Here is a 19,048-nt window from a genome sequence, read left to right on the forward strand (position 1 = left end):
CGGGCCGGCCGGCAGCGACCGGTACGTCCGGGAGGCCGGTCCCGGGCCGTTCGCTGCCTCACGCCGGGACCGTGATGACGGGACAGCCGGCGTGGTGCAGTACTCCCTGGCTGACCGAGCCCAGCAGCATGCCGGTGAACCCTCCGCGCCCCCTGGTTCCCACGACCAGGCCCAGGGCGTGTTCCGAGGCTTCCGCCAGGACCTGCACCGGGTGCCCGCGGACGACCTCGTGGTGCAGTTCCACGTCCGGGTACGTCGCGGTGCGGCCCGCGACGGTCTCCGAGAGCACCCGGCGGCACTCCCGGACCGCTGCGTCCTCGTCGAGGACACCGAGGAGCGGCGGATGCCACACGTACAGGGCCCGCAGGTGCGCTCCGCGCAGGGCCGCCTCCTCGAACGCCACGTCCACCGCCGCGGCCGCGTGCGGGCTGCCGTCGACGCCGACCACGAAGTAGGCGGGCTGCTGGGTGACGTGCTCCGGTTCCGGCACCACCGCGACCGGGCAGGGGGCGTGGGCGGTGAGCGGGAGGATCACGGAGGAGGAGGACATCTCGCGCCGTCTGCTCAGATGCCAGGAGCCCACCACGACCAGGGCGGCGCCGCGAGCCTCCTGGCGCAGGACCCACGCCGGCTCTCCCTCCGCCAGCAGCGTCGACACCTCCACCTCCGGATGCCGGGACCGGACAAAGGCGACGGCCTCCTCGAGCACCTGATCACCCAGCTCGTGCAGCGCCTGGTTCCACTCCTCCCAGGACGGCCGCGTCTCCCCCGACCGGTACCCGCCGGTCGGCACGCCCTGGGCGTGGACGAGCCGCAGCGGCAGGCGCCGTCGGTCCGCCTCGTCGGCGGCCCAGGCGAGGGCCAGCCGCTTCGAGGGGTCCGGGTCGACGCCCACCACGATCGGCCGACGCCCGTCCGCACCAGCCATGGCACCTCCCGCGATCTCCCGCCATCTGTCCGTTCCCCCGTGCTTCCAGCCTCTCCCGTGCCGCCGGGTGCCGCCACGCCACGGCTCTCCCCAGCCTGCGCTCGCGTACCCCCGGCCGGGTAGGAGCCGAACGGCCCATCGGTCCTGGACCATCCAGCCCCAGAGCGCCGCCTCGGGCAGAGGGACGATGCAGGTGAAGGCAGGAAAGTCCCGGGGGCCGTCGGGCCCACGGCCGCCGACAAGCCGGAGCAGGTGAGTGGCGATGATGTTCTGGTACGACCACGACGTCAGTGGATGGGGCTGGTTCGCGATGTCGGCCGGCATGATCCTGTTCTGGGCACTGATCATCACCGTTGTCGTGCTGCTCGTCCGTGCTCTCAACAGCCCTCACGAGCACACCCACACCCCCGTCGCGCCCACGCCCGAGGACATCCTCCGGGAGCGGCTGGCCCGTGGGGAGATCAACGAGGAGGAGTACCGGCGGCGCCTGAACGCACTGCACGCCGGCCCTGCCGCCAAAACCTGAAACCCGCTGTGATCGCCGTCCCGGGCGGGCGGACCTGCCGGGCCGGGAGCGTGGCCGGACAATGGAAGAACCATGGTCGGGGCTGTGGCCTGCTGCGGCGGACGCCGTCGCGCACGACGTGCCCGCGAACGGCCCGGCCGGTCTCTCCCGCATCACCCGGCACGGGAGAGGCGAGAGGAAGGCGGTCGTCATGACCAGCATCACTCACCGCATCGCCACCCTGTTCCGGATCAAGGCCGACAAGGCGCTGGACCGGGCCGAAGACCCGCGTGAAGTCCTGGACTACTCCTACGAGCAGCAGCTTCAGATGCTGCAGAGGGTGCGACGTGGCGTGGCCGATGTGTCGACCAGCCGCAAGCGCGTCGAGCTGCAGGTGAACCAGTTGCAGCAGTCCACGGGCAAGCTCCAGGACCAGGCGCAGCAGGCGCTCGCGGCCGGCCGTGAGGACCTGGCCCGTGAGGCGCTCACCCGCCGGACGGCCGTGGTCTCACAGATCACCGATATGCGGGAGCAGCAGACATCCTTGCAGGCACAGGAGGAGAAGCTGACCCTGGCCGCACAGCGCCTGCAGGCGAAGGTCGACTCGTTCCGCACCCGCAAGGAGACGATCAAGGCCACCTACACCGCGGCGGAGGCTCAGACCAGGATCACCGAGGCGGTCACCGGCATCGGCGAGGAGCTGGGTGACGTGGGCCTGGCCACGCAGCGCGCCCAGGACAAGACGGAGCAGATGCAGGCCCGCGCCGGTGCGCTGGACGAGCTGATCGCCTCCGGGGCGCTGGAGGACGCCACTCTGCCGGCCGGGCGTGACGACATCCAGGCCGAGCTCGAGCGTGTGAGCGCCGGTCAGGACGTGGAGATCGAACTGGCCCGCATGAAGGCACAGCTCCCGGCCGCCTCCACAGCCGCGGCAGTGGAGGGTCCGCAGGCCCCGAAGAACCCGACGGACCAGGAGGCGACCTCATGATCATGCGGATTCTCGGCGAGGGCCAGTACGAGGTCACCGACGAGCACCTGAACCGGCTGAACGAGCTGGACACCGTCCTGCAGTCGGCTGCCGACGCGGGCGACGAGGCGGCGTTCACCACCGCCCTGTCGGCCCTGCTGGACGCGGTACGCAGTCTGGGCACGCCCCTGCCGGACGAGCGGATCACGCCGTCCGACCTGGTGCTGCCCGACGCGGACACCAGCCTCGCCCAGGTACGGGCACTGCTGTCCGACGAGGGTCTGATCCCGGGGTGAGGGCACGATGCGCAGCCGTTTCGAGCCCGACCGGCAGCTGACCGCCCGGATGGCGGTCACGATGTTCCTGCTCGGGCTGGTGTACGTGGCGTTCATCGCCGCGCTGATCGTGTTGCTCAAGTCCGTCGTCCTGGTGGTCGTCATCGCCGCCGGGCTGCTGCTGGCCCAGTTCTGGTTCTCCGACCGGATCGCCCTGTACGCGATGCACGGCCGCCTCGTCACGGCCGAGGAAGAACCCCGACTGCACGGCGTGATCGACCGGCTGTGCGCCGCCGCGGACATGCCCAAACCCCAGGTGGCCGTCTCCGGGATGGACATGCCGAACGCGTTCGCCACCGGTCGCAACGCCGACCACGCCGTCGTCTGCGTCACCACCGGGCTCCAGCGCCGCCTGACGACCGAGGAGCTCGAAGGCGTCCTCGCCCACGAGCTCTCCCATGTCGCGCACCGTGACGTGGCGGTGATCACCATCGCCTCGTTCCTGGGCGTGCTCGCCGGGCTCATCGTCCGCTTCGCCTTCTACTCGCAGCTGTTCGGCGGGGCCCGGCGCGACCAGAACACCGCGGCGCTGCTCGCCCTGGTGATGGCGGTCTCCGCCCTCGTCTACGCGCTCAGCTTCCTGCTCATCCGGGCGCTGTCGCGCTACCGCGAACTGGCCGCCGACCGCGCCGCGGCCCTGCTGACCGCGAAGCCCTCCGCCCTGGCCTCGGCTCTCACCAAGGTCAGCGGCGACGTCGCCCGTATCCCCACCCAGGACCTGCGCACCGCCCAGGCGTTCAACGCGTTCTTCTTCACCCCCGCCCTCGGTCCTGGCACGGCGGTGGCCAACCTGTTCTCCACCCACCCCAGCCTCGAACGCCGCATCGAAGCCCTCGCGGAGATCTCCGCCGAGCTGGGCGAACCGGGCAGCCGGACGCCATGAGAAGGAGCTGAAACCGTGGGTTTCCTGGATTCCCTGCTCGGCCGGTCCAGGCCGGTCAAGCCCGACCTGGACCAGCTCTTCGGCCTGCCCTCCGCGGCGATCACGCTGCAAGCGGCCATCGGCTTCACCCCGGCCGGTGCGGGCTCGGTGTGCTTCGCCTCCATCGAGGGCGGAGCGTTCGCCCAGGTCCAGCAGGAGGTACGGGCCCTGCTGGACGCCGACTCCGAACGATCCGGAATGCCCGTGGAGTTCAGCCGTGACGACTACGGGTACTCATGGCTGCTCTCCCGCCGCGACCCCGACAGCTTGCCGGCTCTGGTGAGCGACCTGCACGCGGTGAACACCGCCCTGCAGGACAGCGGCTTCGGACCCCAGCTCCTGTGCTCCCTGGTCTCCTTCCGCGACGCCGAGCTGCGCCCCCTGGCACTGGTCTACCTCTACAAGCGCGGCACCTTCTACCCCTTCGCTCCACTGCCCGGCCAGAAACGCGACAACCCGCTGGAACTCCAGGTCAAGGCAGTGGTCAAGGACGACCTGCGCATCGAGCAGGACCTGAGGCGCTGGTTCCCGCTGTGGGGCGCCCCCGGCCTGTGACGGGGCCGCGACGTCATCCGCATCCGGGGAGGTGCCCCCTGGAAGCAGTCGTCGCCCGTCAGGACGACGGCAGTCCTGCCCCCCCCGGGTCAGCGCGCCCTCCCCCGCGGCTTCAAGGGTGCGTTCGGCAGCTCCGGCGCCGGCAGGGGAGACCCGTCGTACCCCTGCACCTCGCCGAAGCGTGATCCCTTCGTCCAGTCCTCGCGAGCTTGTGCGATCTCGTCATGCGACCGTCCGATGAAGTTCCACCACAACACGCCTCATTACGGCGTCTCCGCAGGTGAAAGCCACATCGACGCGGCCGAGGGCTCAAGGTCAACCTGGGCTGTCGACGTTGAACAGCCAACAGCCCTCGCTACCTGGCCAGCCGTCACTTCCGGGTGATTCGCCACCCACACAAGGGCCTTCTGGCCGCGCAGCAGAGCCTGCTGCTTCTGGGTAACGACGAAAAGCCCAGCAGCGCAGAGGCAAAGACATAGGGCAGTCGAGACGCTGACGAGGTCGCCCTACAGCGACGCCGTAACGGCGTTCATTGCCCCCATCGCGAAGAGGACGGGGGCAGCGTATCGAAGGCATCCGAAATGGGTCAGGGGAATCTCCTAAAGGGCTGGGCCACCAACTGGCGGCCGATAAATCGGAGGTGTGCAGATTGCCATCTGGATGCGCTCTATTCCAGTCCTGTTCCGAGGATTCCTGTCTGCCGAGAGCGATGCCGACTGTTGCCCGTTTTCGCCTACCGTCTGAGGCGATCGCCATGTTCGCCACGTACGTCTCCCTGGCGGTCTGTGAACGTTCCCGAGGCCCGGGGGCGGGCGGCAGGATCGCGGACCTCTGCAGGCCGCTGGCGAGCGGGGAGTATCTCTCGGATCGTGGACCAGGCGCACGGAACCGCAGGGCGCCTTGGGCGGCGGTGGGCGGCGTCCCGCGACAACGTGGATCCCCGCGTACTTCCGGCTCTACCTGACTGTAACTCGCAGGTCCTCGCCCCGATCTCACTAAAACGACGTCACGCAATCGCTGCCCCTCCTCGCCAAGGTCCCGTCCGTTGCGGGCCTGGTCGGGCGGCCGCGTCGGCGGCCGGACGTGGTGCTCGGCGACCGCGGCTACGACCACGACAAGTACCGTCGGCTCGTGTGGGCTCTGGGCATCAAGCCGGTGATCGCCCGACGCGGCACCCCTCATGGTTCGGGGCTCGGAGTGCACCGGTGGGTCGTCGAACGCACCCTCGCCTGGCTGCACGGCTTCCGGCGCCTACGCGTCCGCTGGGAACGGCGCGACGACATCCACGAAGCCTTCCTCGGCCTCGCGACCTGCCTGATCACCCACCGGCACGTCCAACGCCTTTGTTAGGACCTCTAAGAGAGCGTCACCGTGAAGCCCCGGGAAGTTGCAAACTCGCAGGTCAGCACAGCTCATGCAACGATCCACGCAGGTCAGCGCATTGAGGGCGACGACTTCAAGAAGATCTCCTCACTCTCGGAGCATGAGGAACCGGGCTACCACCGCTGCCTATAACCCACCAACGCACCTGACCGACACGCTTAACAAGTAGTACAGCGCCTCTGGTATGCACGTAGGCCGTTCGATGATCTCCAGCGTGCATCCCCAAGCCCTTGTGCCAGCCTCGCTCAGCGCCCCCGCACTCGTGCAGCGCGCTCTTTCCTTTCCGCCGTTCGCAGCAGCTCCTCTTGCTGAGCACGACCCGCTTCGGCGACGGCAGCGAGAGCCGGGACGCGAATGGAGAGGTCTGTGAAGTAGTCGATGAGATGTTGGTGTCTGGCCGAATCCTCTCCCCACCATGAGTCGACCCATGCGACGTCGGCCGCGATGTGTGCGGCGGGTACGCCGTGGTCGAGGAGAAGTGGTCCGAGGCTTTCCAGTGTTTCGTTCCGCTGGCCCGCGAGGGCTTCGAGAAGCTTGTCGGGAGTGACCACATCATCCCTGATGAGCTGCTCTGCCAGGTTGCGGTCGGCGCCTACAAGCTGGACAAGTGGGCTGTGGCCGATGCGTGGAAGGTCGACACAGCGGACGGTAAGGCGATAGCGATGGCTTCGTGGAAGGCGGTCCAAGTGCAGGTCACACCCGTGGGGCTCGGGCGCAGCGAAGTAGCCCTGCTCGGCCATTTCGTCGAGGCGCGCGGTGTACCACGTTTCCAGCAGATCGGGGTCGTGCTCGGCAAGGTGGGCAAGGAGTTGGCCGGCACGCCACTCGTCGTGCTGGGGTAGATCCTCGGGGCGGATGCGGCGTACGGCATCACACCAGGTTGCTCGCCATGCGTCCGGTAGTGAGGGGCCGTGGGGTTGTCCGATGGCGAAAATGACCGCCGTGCTGCCGGCGACGACAGCGTCCGGGTGGCGCAGGAGACGGTGCAGTACCTCGTGCGGCTCGTCGCGGAGGAAGATCGAGTCGAGCAGCCAGGCGTCTTCGGCGCGCATCTTCGCGACCACGAGCTGGGCAGCAGTGTCGTCTGTACCTCGTCCGAGGACGGTGGAGATGACGCCGGTTCTGAAGCGGGGATCATCCAGCGCAGAGGTGAGGACCTCAGCAGACAACGTGTCGGGGGAAGTCGTGAGCCATCGGCTCAGTGCGGCTCGGTAAATCGGCGGGCTGGCAGCTGCCGTTGCCGCTGCGTGCCAGGCGGCGGGGTCGGTGAGGTGCGGCACCATGTGGTCGGCGACCCAGGTGCCGCCTCCGTGGTCTCCCGCGAGCTCGGATTGCTCGGCCAAGGCGATGAATCGCGCGACTCCGGCGGTTGGGCCGAGGGCAGCAATCCTATGGGCGAGAGATTCCACTGCGCGGACGCTGCCTGGGGCGGTTTCGTCCTGGTGGCCCGTGGCGTCCCGACGACTCCAGCCGATGAAGGACTGCATATCTGGATCGATGTCCAGTGCCGGGAGGTTGCTTCCTTCGTCGCCGGTCCGCGCGTATGCGGCGTTGAGCATGCGTCGAGCACGGAGAGCGAGGCCGGGAGAGGCCTGGAGCAGATGATGCAGGGTAGCCAGCATGCGAGTTCCTCCCTTCGCTCCCTGGTTCTTCTGTTCCCTGCTCGGTTCGCTGTTGTGGGGAACGAACCCTGCACCGAGCCGTACCCATGAGGCGGCCAGGTCCAGCAGAGGAACAACCGCGGCGGGGGCGCTGTTCAGGCCGTCCTGTCGTTCGGTTTCCTCGATCACGGGCGCCACCTGGTCCCACAAGGAGATGAGACGGGCCAGGTTTTCGGCACTTTCCACGCCCCGGGCGAGTGTGACCGTGTTGGGACTACCGGGGTCAGTCCAAGTCCCAGACGTTTCGGCGGAGAAGATGCTTGCGAGCACCTCGGTGGCTACACCCCAGTCAGCTGGAGAGCGGTGAGTACGCAGCCACTCAAGGACGGGCCTCAACAGCAGCCCTCGAACCTCGAACACGGTCCCGAAGTCCGGGTCGATCGTTTTGGCCACGTCGTCGAGCACACGCAGTGGGTGCTGTGGAGTGGAGTGGCGCGGGCGCTCGTCGCCCACGGCAAGGTCGAGCAGAGCGGTTATGGCTTCAGGCAATAGATACTGCGTCGCCGACTGTGCGAGCTGCCGAGCAGCTGCGTCAGCTTGCCGGTCCGTGATGGTGGCGTTCATTGGCTCGTCACGCGGGGCCGCGAGGATCACATGCGCCTGGGTGACCGCGAACTGTGCAGCCTCTCGGTCCAGACGGGCGTATTCGGACACCAACGAGAGGGTGCCGGTGTCCCACTCGGTCGGTGCGGGCAAGGCTCGCACCCAGTTCTCGACTGCCGTCCGAGCGTCCGAGGAGACTGAGACGCGGGCTGCGGAGATAGCGGCGGAGACGAGGTCGCGGCTCCTGGTGGGGAAGGCGTCGCAGAGAGTGGACCACGGCCTGTTTGCCGGACGTGTGAAGAACCACCGGGCAATCAGTGGCGCGCGCAGGGCTGGTTGCAGCCGCCAGAAGTCGTGCACCGTCTCCACGAGGCCGTGGCGCGCAAGGCGCTCCATCAGGCCGGACATTCTGGCCGGCGGCTCGCCGACGAGCGGCGCAAGCGCGTATAGCGTCTCGCTTGAAGCCCCTCCCAGGGCCGCTACACAAGCCAAAACGTCGACGGCTGTCTCGGTCTCGGTGATACGGCGGAGATGGCGCTCTACGTTGGCCAAGTGTGCTGCGCCGTTGGCTACCTGGCCTCCCCCACCCGTTGTGAACAGCTGGCACAAGGTGACGGCCCACCCCGGTCGTCCAGCCGCCTGGTCGAGAACTGCCGCCCGGGCCCGGTACCCAGTGACGCCCAGAGAGGTGACCAGGGCGTTCATGTCGGATCGCTCCAACAGGTCAATGTCAAGGCGGACAGCGCCGGGCAGGGCCGCCGTCACCTCGTCTGCTCTGTCGGGCCAGGTGGTCGCGACGATGGCGAAAGCATGTTCCGCACTGTGGCGCGCCCGCCGCAGCACACGCATCTCGTCGAAACGAGTGTGGGCATCGTCCACGACCACGGCGGCAGGGCAAGAAGTCAGTAGCTCGTCCAGGATGCGGTCCGCTTGTGCCTGTTCTAGGTAGGCGACCTTGCCTGTGAGCTCAACGGTGAGCCGGGTTTTCCCCACACCCGGCACGCCGGCCAGCACGACATCCCGGCCGCTGGTAATGGCGTCGTCGAGCTTGGCCAGATCCGCCTCTCGGCCAATGAGATCGGTGTGCTCAGCGCCGTCTTCCGGCAGCTCCAGCGGCCGATCAAGCAGGGCCTCCAGCTCTCCTCTGACGCCGAGGAGGTGGAACCTCCACATCGGCTCCTTGGACAAGCGCGAAGCGAACCAGTCCCGGGCATAGATGTGCGGCGCGGGGAGGCCACGATCTGCACACAACCGGTCCAAGGAGGCGCGCCTGGTAGCGTCGACAGGCTGTGAGCAGGCCATCACAATCAGATCGGCTTGCACGCCCTCTTCACTCATACGACGAAGGCCCGTGCGCAGGTTCGCCACAGGATCACCCGTAGTCACGAGCAGACGCCCACGGGCGTCCGCGTCCTGAGGTCCCCATGGAAAGTAGATGTCGGCGTCGCGACCGAAGTCATGCCCACCCTCGACCGCGGACAGGCCCGGATACTGTGATTGCAGGAGCGCACAGGCGCAACGCTCGAACTCCGTTGGATGGATGGCTTGTTCATCCATCGCCCGGCGCACGCGTGCAATGAGATCCATGATTATTCATGCTACGCGCACTGACGTCCGTACACCCCATCCGGCGGTGACCCCAGGCCTGAAGGAAGATCGCTCCAGGCATGCATGGGAACGGCCCAGGCAAGCACACGCCGAGGCGAGATCTTTCCACGCGGTCTGACGGCTGCAACGCCACTTGCAAGGCACACCGGCTCTGGTCGCGGACGCACGCAGACCTTACGCCGACGTCCCGGCATCGCCAGCTCCTGGACGGGTTCCAAGCGCCCTTTCCACGGCAGATACCGCTTCGGCCAGGCTCCGAAAGACCTGAGTGCTTCGCCCGAGCCGTCTCGCCCCCCGCGCCAGTGGCTCACGCATCTGCCGCTCACAGACGACGAAGTCGGCATAGCCGGCCGCGCAGGAGAGATAGACCATGTCGATCACGTCATTCGGCTTCCACGTGGTGCCCCGGTTGAGGTGACGTTCATGGAGCATCTCCCGGAAGAGGCCCAGAGCCGGAAAGGAGGCCATCTTCTGGACGGGCTGAGAGCCTGTGCCCCAGTCCTTCAGCTGCTCTGGCGTCATTCCTGCGGCGAAGGATTCCTCGGCCACCTTGTTCCGCAGGTCGCTGAGGAGCCATGCGTCGATCGCCTTGCGCTTCTGCTGAGCATCGCCGCTTTGGGTGTCCAGCCAGTCACTGAACTTCTGGTTCGTCTCCGTCCAGCCACGCTCAGGACCACGCTCCCCACCTTCCGAGTCCAGCATGGTGTCGATCAAACTCACGGCAGAAACAAGCGCCTCGTACTGGAACGCCGCCATCGGTGGAAAATCCGCCGGCGCCGAAGCGGGAACGAAGCCTCTCGCGGCCGAATGAATCGAGTTCGGCTCCAGCGTCACGACCGGCGCCATCACCTCAGACTGCCCGAGCTCCGCACGGAACATCAGACGGATTTCATCCCGCCACACCTGCAGCGGATCCCGCAACTGCCAGCCCCTGCTGAACTCAAGAATGGACAGGCCTAGACGATAGCGCCCCTCCGCGTTCGACCACTTGGTCGTCTCGTAATAGTGCCCTGACGAAGCAGGCAGGATGATCTTGCGCTCGGCTGACCACTGCGCAAGCCGAAGAGCCGCGACTCGATCATCCGCCGTCCCGCTCCGCTGCCCGCTCATCGCATCGCTTACGAGGCGCCATTTGTTCTGATCCAGATAGACGACGAGCCGTCCGGCCAACTGGTCGGCTCGGTCAAACCGGGGGAGCTCGAACACGATGCTGTCGCCCTTGAGAGTCTCCACAACCAAGCCTTCGAAAGTCGGCGGGTAGGAGACCCGAGACAGCAGACTTGTCGGTTCGAACAAACGGCCAGGCAGCGGCAGCCGCGCCTCTTTGCCGTCGGACCTGACCAATACGAGGGCGTCCGAACCACGATCGGCCGTGATCATCACGATGGGCAACTCGTTTGGGCTCTCCATCCGCTCATGATGCACAAGCAGCGGCGCCAAGGACACGGCGGTCCGATGATCGGCACTGCCTCGGGGTGCGGGCTGGGCATGCCAGATCGCCTGCACGACCACCAGGCGAGGAAGCCGTTGCCCCCAGAGACGTGCCTGATGAACCGTCAGTAAAGCTAGCAAAAGGTCAGCATTCAGCTGACCAGACCTGCTCGCACACGAGCACACCCTGGAAGCACACCCGCTGACTGCGCGACTACGGGAGGGTCTGCGATACGCCCCCTCCCGCAGTCGCGGCGACAGCCACAGGCATAGCCGGGCGTCCCTCGTCCCTCCATCGACTCGACAGAGAAACCGGAGGTCAGCGGCGCGCAGGGTTCTTGCGCGGGGCGATCCGGGCGTTGGGGAGGGCGGGGGCGGGGAGGCGGTCGCCGGGGTAGCCGTCGACCTTTCCGAAGCGGTCGGAGGCCTTCTCCCACTCCTCGCGGGCCTCGGCGATGTCCTCGTGGCTGCGGCCGATGAAGTTCCACCACATGATGATCTCCTCGCCGAAAGGCGGACCGCCGAGGAGGATCGTGCGGGCCGGGTCGGACCCCCGGTTGGTGAGGGTGAGGGCGGTGCGGCCCGGAGCCGTGTACCCCAGGGCCGCTCGTTCCACCGGTGTGTCCTCGACGAGGACGTCGCCGGTGTCGACGAGCACCCCGTGTTCGAAGGCGGGGTCGACGTCCAGCACGAGCCTCGCGCCCGGGAAGACCGTGAGTTCCGCGCCCAGCAGCGGCGTGAACGTGCGGACCGGTGACGTCGCGCCCGCGAGGGTGCCGAGGAAGACGCGGGCCTCGCCGCCGTTCAGGGCGACCGGGTGCGGGACGTGGTGCTGGAAGTCCCGCTCCGTGCCGCGGTGTTCGTCGGGCAGCGCCACCCACAGCTGGACCCCGTGCAGGATCGTCGTGTCCGGCGTCGAGACCTCCGAGTGGGCGATACCGTGGCCGCCGGTCATCAGATTCAGCTCGCCGGGACGGACGTAGGCGTGGCTGCCCAAGCTGTCGCGGTGCTCGATCTCCCCGCTGAACAGCCAGCTCACCATCTGCAGACCCGTGTGCGGGTGCGGGGGGACGTTCATGCCGCCGGTGCGGGCGACGTCCTCGGGACCGTAGTGGTCGGCGAAGCACCAGGCGCCGATGAGCGACCGGGCCCGCTGCGGCAGGGTGCGCCGCACCCGCATCGCGCGCGGGCCGCCGAGCGGCACGTCACGGGCCCCGAGGATCTCGAGCTCGGCCGGACGGTCCGCCTCGGTCCCGCCGCCGCACCTCATCTCCGCCGGTCGTGTCTCCGTGTTGCTCATGCCGGTGCCTCCCACCGAGGACGTTCGACCTTCAAGGAAGTTCGATATTCAACATTCTCCGCACGGACGACTATAGGCCGCCGGGCGCCGCCACGCCCGCGGAAGAGCCCCGGAGACCGGAACCGCCCCGCCGTTCACGCCTCGGCCGGCACCGGCCTGCGCAGCAGATAGCCCGCCGCCGAGATCACCAGCGCCGCCATGCAGGCGATGAAGACCAGCCCCGCGTTCTCCAGCCCCAGCGGTTCCGTCAGCAGGCCCACCCCGATGACCGGGACCGAGATGCCGGCGTACGCCACCACGAACAGCGACGAGATCACCGCCGCCCGCCGGTCCGGAGGGGACGCCCGGCTCACCGCGGTCAGCGCCCCGCGGAACGCCAGCCCCTGGCCCACGCCGCCGACGAGCGCGCTCGGCACCACCAGCGCCAGTGAGTCCCGGTGCAGGGCGCCCGCCAGCAGGGCGAGGCCCGCGAGCAGGCCGGCGCAGCCCAGCGGGAGGGACCGGCGCACCCCCACGCGGCCGACCGCCGTCTGTCCGGCGATGGAGGCGAAGAACGCCGTCGCGACGACCGCGCCGCTCACCGCGTGGTCGGTCACGCCGAGGTACCGCGCGAGGAAGGCGGGGCTGACGGAGGTGAACACCCCGAACAGGGCGAAACCCACGAACGCGGCGGCCGCCGCCGGCCCGAACACCGCCCGCACATGCGCGGGCACGCCGGGGCGCTGCGGCCGTACGGTGCGCAGCGGGCGCAGGTCCCCTACGGTCTCCGGCAGCCCGAGCAGCACCGCCACCGAGCAGGCGACCAGGGTCAGGTGGACGGCGTACGGCAGGTGGAGCGGCCAGGGGGCGTACTCGGCGAGGACTCCGGCGAGCAGGGGGCCGCAGCCGAGGCCGCCCATGTTGACGGCCGTGGCGACGAACGTGGCACGGGAGGCCCGGCCGGGCGGGGCCGACTCCATGACGTAGGCCGTGGCGGCTCCGGTGAACAGGCCGGCCGACAGGCCCGACAGGAGCCGTCCGGCGTACAGCCAGGCGATGTCGGCGGCCAGCAGGAAGCAGACGGCGCTCCCGGCCGCGCAGGCCAGGCCCCAGAGCAGGACCGGGCGTCTGCCGACGGCGTCGGAGGCGTTGCCCGCGAGCAGCAGGGCCGCGATCACCGCGAAGGCGTACACCGCGTACACGACGGTGACCGTCAGCTCGGAGAAGCCGAACTTCTCCTGGTAGAGCGGGTACAGCGGGGTCGGCAGCGTGGTGCCGGTCATGCACACCGCGAACACGGCGCCGCCGAGCAGGCACGCGCGCCATCCGGGCCGGTCTCCGGTCATGCCCCGACGCCGGCCCCGGAACGGCCGGCGGCCCGCCTCGGCACTCCGACGGCGAGGCCGTCCGGGAAGCGGGCCGCCGCCGTGATCACTCGAACACAATTTTGCATGCCGTGCATTTTTGCATAGCATGCACACCATGACGGGGAACGACGCCGCGGGCGGCGGGCTGCGGGAGCGCAAGAAGCGCGCCACGCGCGCCGCGCTCGCGGAGGCGGCGGTGCGGCTGGCCGCCGAGCACGGGGCGGACCAGGTGACGGTCGAGGCGATCAGCGCCGCGGCCGGTGTGTCCGTGCGGACCTTCTTCAACTACTTCGACTCGCGCGACGACGCGTTCGTCGTCGTGGACGCGGACGCCAGCGGGCGCGTACGGCGGGCGTTCCTCGCCGCACCGCCCGGGCTTCCGCCGCTGGAGGCGCTGCGCGAGGCGCTCGCCGCCGAGCTGAGGGAGGCGGAGCGGCAGCACGAGCTGTGGAGCCTGCACGCACGCGTGCTGCGCTCCGCCCCGCATCTCCTCGTGCGCAACCTCGGCGCGCAGATGGCCGACGAGTCGGGGCTCGCCGAGGCGATCGCCCGGCGGATCCGCGCCGGGGGCGACCCGGACGCCGCCGGCGCCCCGCCCGAGGACGACGCGGACCGCACCGCTCCTGAGCTGTACCCGCGGCTGCTCGCCGCGGTCGCCGGCACGGCGGTGCGGGTGAGCGTGCAGCACTGGTGCGAACGGCCGGACGAGGTGTCCTTCGCCGGCGTGTTCCGCGAGGTGTTCGACCTGCTCGCCGCCGGTCTGCCGGCCCCGGCCCGGTAGGCGCCGGACCGTTCGGGGCGCCGGACCCCACGGCACACCGGCCCCTCCCCTCCCCCACTTCACGTCCGCCCCTTCCGGGGCGTGATCCCGCTTGTCCCACCGATCCGTGAGAGAGACGACCGTGACCGCACCACAGGCGCCCGACGCGGCGCCGCCCACCGCCATGACCAACCGGCAGATACTCCAGGCCATGTCCGGGCTGATGGCCGGTATGTTCGTGGCGATCCTGGCGGGCACCGTCGTGGCCAACGCGCTGCCGACGATCATCGCCGACCTGGGGGCGAGCCAGTCCTCGTACACCTGGGTCGTCACCGCGGAACTGCTGGCCATGACGGCGACCGTGCCGCTCTGGGGCAAGCTGTCCGACCTGTTCGACAAGAAGCTGCTGCTCCAGCTGTCGCTGGGTATGTTCGTCGTGGGCTCGCTGCTGGCGGGCTTCTCCCACGGTGTCGAACTGCTCATCTTCAGCCGTGTCGTGCAGGGCGTCGGCGCGGGCGGTCTGACCGCGCTGGCCCAGGTCGTCATGGCGGCGATCATCCCGCCCCGCCGGCTCGGCAAGTACGCCGGCATCTTCGGCGCCGTGTTCGCCATCGGCACCGTCGCAGGACCGCTGGTCGGCGGTGTGCTGGTGGACACCTCCTGGCTGGGCTGGCGCTGGTGCTTCTTCATCGGCGTGCCGTTCGCGCTGCTCGCCATCGCGCTGCTGCAGCGCACCCTGCGTCTGCCAGCGGTGGTCCGCCGTGAGGCGAAGATCGACTTCCTGGGCGCCTTCCTGATCGTGGCGGGCGTCTGCGCCCTGCTGATCTGGGTGACCCTGGCGGGCAACGAGTTCGACTGGGCCTCCTGGCAGACCGCCGCGCTCACCGGCGCCGGTGTGCTGCTGCTGGTCGCCGCGGTGTTCGTCGAGGCGCGGACGGCCGAGCCGGTCATCCCGCTGGACATCTTCCGCAACCGCACCGTCACGCTCACCACGGTCGCCAGCCTGCTGGTCGGCGTCGCCATGTTCGGCGGCACCGTGTTCCTCTCCCAGTACTTCCAGGTGTCCCTCGGCAAGTCGCCCACCGTGGCGGGTCTGATGAGCCTGCCGATGATCTTCGGTCTGCTGGTCTCGTCGACCGTCGCGGGCCAGCTCATCAGCAAGACCGGCGTGTGGAAGCGCTACCTGGTGGCGGGCGCGGTCGTCATGACCGCCGGTCTGGGCCTGCTGTCCACGATCGACGCGGACACCTCCTTCACCCTGCTCAGCGTCTACATGGCGGTGCTCGGCATCGGCGTCGGCATGCTGATGCAGAACCTGGTGCTGGCCGCGCAGAACGACGTCCCGGCCGGCGAGCTGGGCGCCGCGACCTCCGTGCTGTCCTTCTTCCGCAGCATGGGCGGCACCATCGGCACCAGCGTCCTGGGCGCCATCCTCGCCAACCGGGTCGCGTCCGAGATGACCAAGGGTCTGGACGCCGCGGGCATCCCCTCGGGCGGCGAGGGCGGCGGCAGCGGGGAGGGCAGCGTCCCCGACATGTCCACCCTGCCCGAGCCGGTGCGGCAGATCGTCGAGCATGCCTACGGCGTCGCCACCGCCGACCTGTTCCTCATCGCCACGCCGTGCGCGCTGCTGGCGCTGCTCACCGTGGTGTTCATCAAGGAGAAGCCGCTGAAGACGACCAGTGGCATGGAGCGCCTCGCCGAGGAGGCCGGCGCCGCGACGGACAGGGACAGGACCGTCGTCGGGAGCTGAACCCCGTCTCGCACGGGGCGAGCGCCCCACGGCCCGTACGGGCCGTGGGGCGCTCGCCCGTTTCCGGCAGGGCGGCTCACTGACCGAGGGGCGGTTCCTCACGGCGGGAGCTGTACGTTCCGGTGAGGGCGGTGCGGTCCACCGGGGCGGTACGGTCCTCGGGGGCGGTACGGTCCGCCACGAGGCGCGCCCGGCCGGACCGCCCGGGCGGTCCGTCCCGTCCGGTGCGGGGCACTGCCGCCCGCGCACGGGCCAGGACCGGGCCTCGCGGGGAACGGAGGCCGTCGAGGCGGTCCCGTCCTTCACGCCACCGGTCCGTGCCGCCGCGTGGGCTGCGGCACGGACCCGGCGACGCGAAGCGGCACGGACCCGGCGACGCGAAGCGGCACGGACCCGGCGACGCGACGCGGCCCGGACGCGCGGACACGGCGGGCGCCGGAGCCAGGGCGCGAAGGCGCCGCCGCACCCGCCGCCGGAGGCCCGTCCGGAGCCTTGTCATCGCCCGGTCACGGCGTGTATAACGTTGTAAAACTTGAGCCCAGCGGCTCGGCACACGACTCAAGGTGACGGTTCCGCATCCGCACCGGCCACCGCGTCGGGCCGCTCACGAAGGGATTGCCGTGCGGGTCAGCCTCAAGGACGTCGCCGCGCACGCGGGGGTCTCCATCAAGACCGTCTCGAACGTGGTGAACAACTACCAGCACGTCACACCGGCCATGCGCGAGCGCGTCCAGCGGTCCATCGACGCGCTCGGCTACCAGCCGAACCTCGCCGCGCGCCACCTCCGCAAAGGCCGCACGGGCATCATCGCGCTCGCGCTGCCCGAGCTGGGCAACCCGTACTTCGCCGAGCTGACCGCCTCCGTCATCGACGCGGCCTCCCAGCACGACTACATCGTGCTGCTCGACCACACCGGCGGCTCGCGCGACCAGGAGCTGCTGGTGAGCCAGGGCTTCCGGGCCCGGGTCATCGACGGACTGATCCTCAGCCCCATCGAACTGCGGACCGAGGACCTGCGCGACCGCGACCAGGACGTGCCGCTGGTGCTGCTCGGCGAGCGGGACTACGACCTGCCGTACGACCACATCGCGATCGACAACGTGGCCGCCGCCCGTGACGCCGTGCGGCACCTGATCGAGCTGGGGCGCCGGGAGGTGGCGTTCATCGGCGCCCGGCGCGACCGCAGCGAGCCGGCCCAGCTCCGTGTCCGGGGCTGGCGCGAGGAGCTGACGGCGGCGGGACTGCCCGCCGACGAGGGGCTGGTCGCGGCCGTCGACGGCTGGGGGCACGCCGACGGGGCGCGGGCGATGAGGCACATCCTGGACAGCGGTCGCCGGCCGGACGCGGTGTTCGCCTACAACGACCCGATGGCGATCGGCGCGATGAGGGTGCTGCACGAGCGGGGGCTGCGGGTCCCCGAGGACATCGCCGTGGTCGGCTTCGACGACGTGATCGAGGGCCGCTTCGGCGCGGTGACCCTCACATCGGTGTCACCGGACAAGGCCGCGATCGGCCGCCTGGCGGTGGAATCGGTCCTGGCCCGCCTGGGCGACAACGCGCCCGCACCGCGCCGCATCTGGGCGGACTACCAACTGGTCGAGCGGGAGAGCACGTCGGGGCGTCCAGGCGCGGCCACGCCCTGACGCGTCCGGCGCGCCACGCCGGCAGCCCCGGAATCGGATCACAGTACGCGCTTACCGCGGGCGCGCGCTTCCGCGCGCCCGCAACTCCCTTCGAGGCGCCCCCTCCTCACCTTGTGCGCGAGGGGTTTACAGCCCTCTTCCAACGATGTAAAACCTCCTTGGCGGCGCACCGGACGCCGTTGTGCACAGGGGGAGCAGCTCCACCATGCGCGTCCTTCAGGCTCCCCAGTTCCCTTTCAGCGTCACCCGGATCGGGGTCACCATGCAGCGCACCACTCACCGTTCCCTTCTCCTCGCCCGTCCCGTGCTCGTGGCCTTGGCCGCCGCCGTGGCCCTCACCGCGACGTCCTGCGCCAAGTCGGAGGACGACGCGGCGGACGGCAAGAAGTCCACGGCCGCCACCGACGCAGGCCAGAAGGTGGCCGAGCCGAAGCCGGGCAGCAAGACCTGCGCCATCGACGCCTACGGCGGCAAGAAGATCGATCTGAAGGACGCCACGGTCGGCTTCTCCCAGTCGGAGAAGGAGGCCAACCCCTTCCGCATCGCCGAGACGCAGTCCATCAAGGACGAGGCGGCCAAGAGAGGCGTCAAGCTGCTCACGGCCAACGCCCAGTCGCAGTTCTCCAAGCAGATCAGCGATGTGCAGGACCTGCTCGCCAAGGGCGCCGACCTGCTGGTGATCGCCCCGCTGAACTCCGACGGCTGGGACCCGGTCCTCCAGGCCGCCGCGGCCAAGAAGGTCCCGATCGTCACCATCGACCGGAAGATCAACGCCACCGCCTGCAAGGACTACGTGTCCTTCATCGCCTCGGACTTCGTGGAGCAGGGGCGGCGCGCCGCCGACCAGATGATCGAGGCCACCGGCGGCAAGGGCGAGGTCGCGATCCTGCTGGGCTCGGCGGGCAACAACGTCACCACCGAGCGCACCAAGGGCTTCAAGGAGCGGGTCGCCGAGAAGGCCCCCGGCCTGAAGGTGGTGTTCGAGCAGACCGGCGACTTCACCCGCGAGAAGGGCCAGCAGGTCACCGAGCAGCTCATCCAGTCGAAGCCCGGCATCAAGGGCATCTACGCGGAGAACGACGAGATGGGCCTGGGCGCGGTGGCCGCGCTGAAGGGCGCGGGCAAGAAGGCCGGCGACGTCAAGATCGTCACGGTGGACGGCACCCGCAACGCCGTCCAGGGCGTCGTGGACGGCTGGATCAGCGGTGTCATCGAGTCCAACCCGCGGTTCGGACCGCTGGCGTTCCAGACGCTCGACGACTTCACCCAGGGCAAGGAAGTCCCCCAGGACATCATCATCCAGGACAGCGCCTACGACAGCGACAACGCCCAGCAGGACCTCGGCAAGGCCTACTGATCCCGTCGCGGGGGCCCGCGCCACGCCGGGCCCCCTGTCCGTCCGTCACCC

General features: G+C 69.5%; 14 protein-coding genes and 2 pseudogenes. 10 read left to right on the plus strand and 6 right to left on the minus strand.

Annotation, left to right across the window (positions count from 1 at the left end; translation table 11 throughout):
• Positions 1–58: 58 nt before the first annotated feature.
• The gene (locus ACP7TJ_RS01140; protein ID WP_167744209.1) at positions 59–928 is read right to left on the minus strand and encodes a universal stress protein; all 870 of its coding nucleotides are present in this window, start codon (positions 926–928) and stop codon (positions 59–61) included.
• 262 nt (positions 929–1,190) lie between these two features.
• On the opposite strand from ACP7TJ_RS01140, the gene ACP7TJ_RS01145 reads away from it, so the two are divergent.
• From ACP7TJ_RS01145 to pspAB, 5 genes are all read left to right on the plus strand, one after another.
• Positions 1,191–1,454, plus strand: a complete 264-nt coding sequence (locus tag ACP7TJ_RS01145) for an SHOCT domain-containing protein (protein WP_176710970.1) — start codon at positions 1,191–1,193, stop codon at positions 1,452–1,454.
• Positions 1,455–1,644: 190 nt separating this feature from the next.
• Entirely contained in the window at positions 1,645–2,421 is a 777-nt protein-coding gene (locus ACP7TJ_RS01150) for a PspA/IM30 family protein (RefSeq protein WP_189909219.1), read from the plus strand.
• Entirely contained in the window at positions 2,418–2,696 is a 279-nt protein-coding gene (gene pspAA, locus ACP7TJ_RS01155) for a PspA-associated protein PspAA (protein ID WP_266543960.1), read from the plus strand. Before ACP7TJ_RS01150 ends, pspAA begins: the two co-directional genes overlap by 4 nt.
• 7 nt (positions 2,697–2,703) lie before the next feature.
• Positions 2,704–3,618 (plus strand): zinc metalloprotease HtpX, encoded by a 915-nt coding sequence (gene htpX / locus ACP7TJ_RS01160; protein WP_093769731.1) that lies wholly within the window; start codon positions 2,704–2,706, stop codon positions 3,616–3,618.
• 15 nt (positions 3,619–3,633) lie between these two features.
• Entirely contained in the window at positions 3,634–4,212 is a 579-nt protein-coding gene (gene pspAB, locus ACP7TJ_RS01165; protein ID WP_167744212.1) for a PspA-associated protein PspAB, read from the plus strand.
• A gap of 89 nt (positions 4,213–4,301) precedes the next feature.
• Here the strand turns inward: pspAB and ACP7TJ_RS01170 are convergent.
• Positions 4,302–4,469, minus strand: a pseudogene (locus ACP7TJ_RS01170) (pirin family protein); the annotation flags it as partial.
• 742 nt (positions 4,470–5,211) lie between these two features.
• On the opposite strand from ACP7TJ_RS01170, the pseudogene ACP7TJ_RS01175 reads away from it, so the two are divergent.
• Positions 5,212–5,562 (plus strand): annotated as a pseudogene (locus tag ACP7TJ_RS01175) (transposase); the annotation flags it as partial.
• Positions 5,563–5,840: 278 nt separating this feature from the next.
• On the opposite strand, the gene ACP7TJ_RS01180 reads toward ACP7TJ_RS01175, so the two are convergent.
• The 4 genes from ACP7TJ_RS01180 to ACP7TJ_RS01195 all read right to left on the minus strand — a co-directional run bounded on the left by ACP7TJ_RS01180 (position 5,841) and on the right by ACP7TJ_RS01195 (position 13,463).
• Complete coding sequence (locus ACP7TJ_RS01180) at positions 5,841–9,386, minus strand: hypothetical protein (protein ID WP_093769733.1); 3,546 nt, start codon at positions 9,384–9,386, stop codon at positions 5,841–5,843.
• 195 nt (positions 9,387–9,581) lie between these two features.
• A complete protein-coding gene (locus tag ACP7TJ_RS01185; RefSeq protein WP_427761748.1) occupies positions 9,582–10,913 on the minus strand; it encodes a hypothetical protein in 1,332 nt (443 codons plus the stop codon).
• 244 nt (positions 10,914–11,157) lie between these two features.
• A complete protein-coding gene (locus tag ACP7TJ_RS01190) occupies positions 11,158–12,138 on the minus strand; it encodes a pirin family protein (protein ID WP_427761750.1) in 981 nt (326 codons plus the stop codon).
• A gap of 134 nt (positions 12,139–12,272) precedes the next feature.
• A complete protein-coding gene (locus tag ACP7TJ_RS01195) occupies positions 12,273–13,463 on the minus strand; it encodes an MFS transporter (protein ID WP_401407812.1) in 1,191 nt (396 codons plus the stop codon).
• A 127-nt stretch (positions 13,464–13,590) separates the two neighbouring features.
• Here ACP7TJ_RS01195 and ACP7TJ_RS01200 point away from each other — a divergent pair, with 127 nt between their 5' ends.
• The 4 genes from ACP7TJ_RS01200 (at position 13,591) to ACP7TJ_RS01215 (ending at position 18,997) form a co-directional block, all read left to right on the plus strand.
• The gene (locus ACP7TJ_RS01200; protein ID WP_403162836.1) at positions 13,591–14,265 is read left to right on the plus strand and encodes a TetR/AcrR family transcriptional regulator; all 675 of its coding nucleotides are present in this window, start codon (positions 13,591–13,593) and stop codon (positions 14,263–14,265) included.
• Between the two features lie 121 nt (positions 14,266–14,386).
• Positions 14,387–15,997 carry an MDR family MFS transporter gene (locus ACP7TJ_RS01205; RefSeq protein WP_403434728.1) on the plus strand — a complete coding sequence of 537 codons (1,611 nt, stop codon included), beginning with the start codon at positions 14,387–14,389 and terminating at the stop codon, positions 15,995–15,997.
• Between the two features lie 620 nt (positions 15,998–16,617).
• Positions 16,618–17,640, plus strand: a complete 1,023-nt coding sequence (locus ACP7TJ_RS01210; protein ID WP_427761753.1) for a LacI family DNA-binding transcriptional regulator — start codon at positions 16,618–16,620, stop codon at positions 17,638–17,640.
• A 262-nt stretch (positions 17,641–17,902) separates the two neighbouring features.
• A complete protein-coding gene (locus ACP7TJ_RS01215) occupies positions 17,903–18,997 on the plus strand; it encodes an ABC transporter substrate-binding protein (RefSeq protein ID WP_427767250.1) in 1,095 nt (364 codons plus the stop codon).
• Positions 18,998–19,048 lie beyond the last annotated feature (51 nt).

Source organism: Streptomyces sp. DSM 41931 (assembly GCF_050271085.1).
GTDB lineage: Bacteria > Actinomycetota > Actinomycetes > Streptomycetales > Streptomycetaceae > Streptomyces > Streptomyces albogriseolus.

Bases quoted from the DNA above. Each gene is read 5' to 3' on its own strand.
- ACP7TJ_RS01145 (WP_176710970.1), top strand. From the start codon at position 1,191: ATGATGTTCTGGTACGACCACGACGTCAGTGGATGGGGCTGGTTCGCG.
- ACP7TJ_RS01190 (WP_427761750.1), bottom strand. From the start codon at position 12,138: ATGAGCAACACGGAGACACGACCGGCGGAGATGAGGTGCGGCGGCGGG.
- ACP7TJ_RS01215 (WP_427767250.1), top strand. From the start codon at position 17,903: ATGCAGCGCACCACTCACCGTTCCCTTCTCCTCGCCCGTCCCGTGCTC.
- ACP7TJ_RS01195 (WP_401407812.1), bottom strand. From the start codon at position 13,463: ATGACCGGAGACCGGCCCGGATGGCGCGCGTGCCTGCTCGGCGGCGCC.
- pspAA (WP_266543960.1), top strand. From the start codon at position 2,418: ATGATCATGCGGATTCTCGGCGAGGGCCAGTACGAGGTCACCGACGAG.
- ACP7TJ_RS01140 (WP_167744209.1), bottom strand. From the start codon at position 928: ATGGCTGGTGCGGACGGGCGTCGGCCGATCGTGGTGGGCGTCGACCCG.
- htpX (WP_093769731.1), top strand. From the start codon at position 2,704: ATGCGCAGCCGTTTCGAGCCCGACCGGCAGCTGACCGCCCGGATGGCG.
- ACP7TJ_RS01180 (WP_093769733.1), bottom strand. From the start codon at position 9,386: ATGGATCTCATTGCACGCGTGCGCCGGGCGATGGATGAACAAGCCATC.
- ACP7TJ_RS01150 (WP_189909219.1), top strand. From the start codon at position 1,645: ATGACCAGCATCACTCACCGCATCGCCACCCTGTTCCGGATCAAGGCC.
- ACP7TJ_RS01200 (WP_403162836.1), top strand. From the start codon at position 13,591: ATGCACACCATGACGGGGAACGACGCCGCGGGCGGCGGGCTGCGGGAG.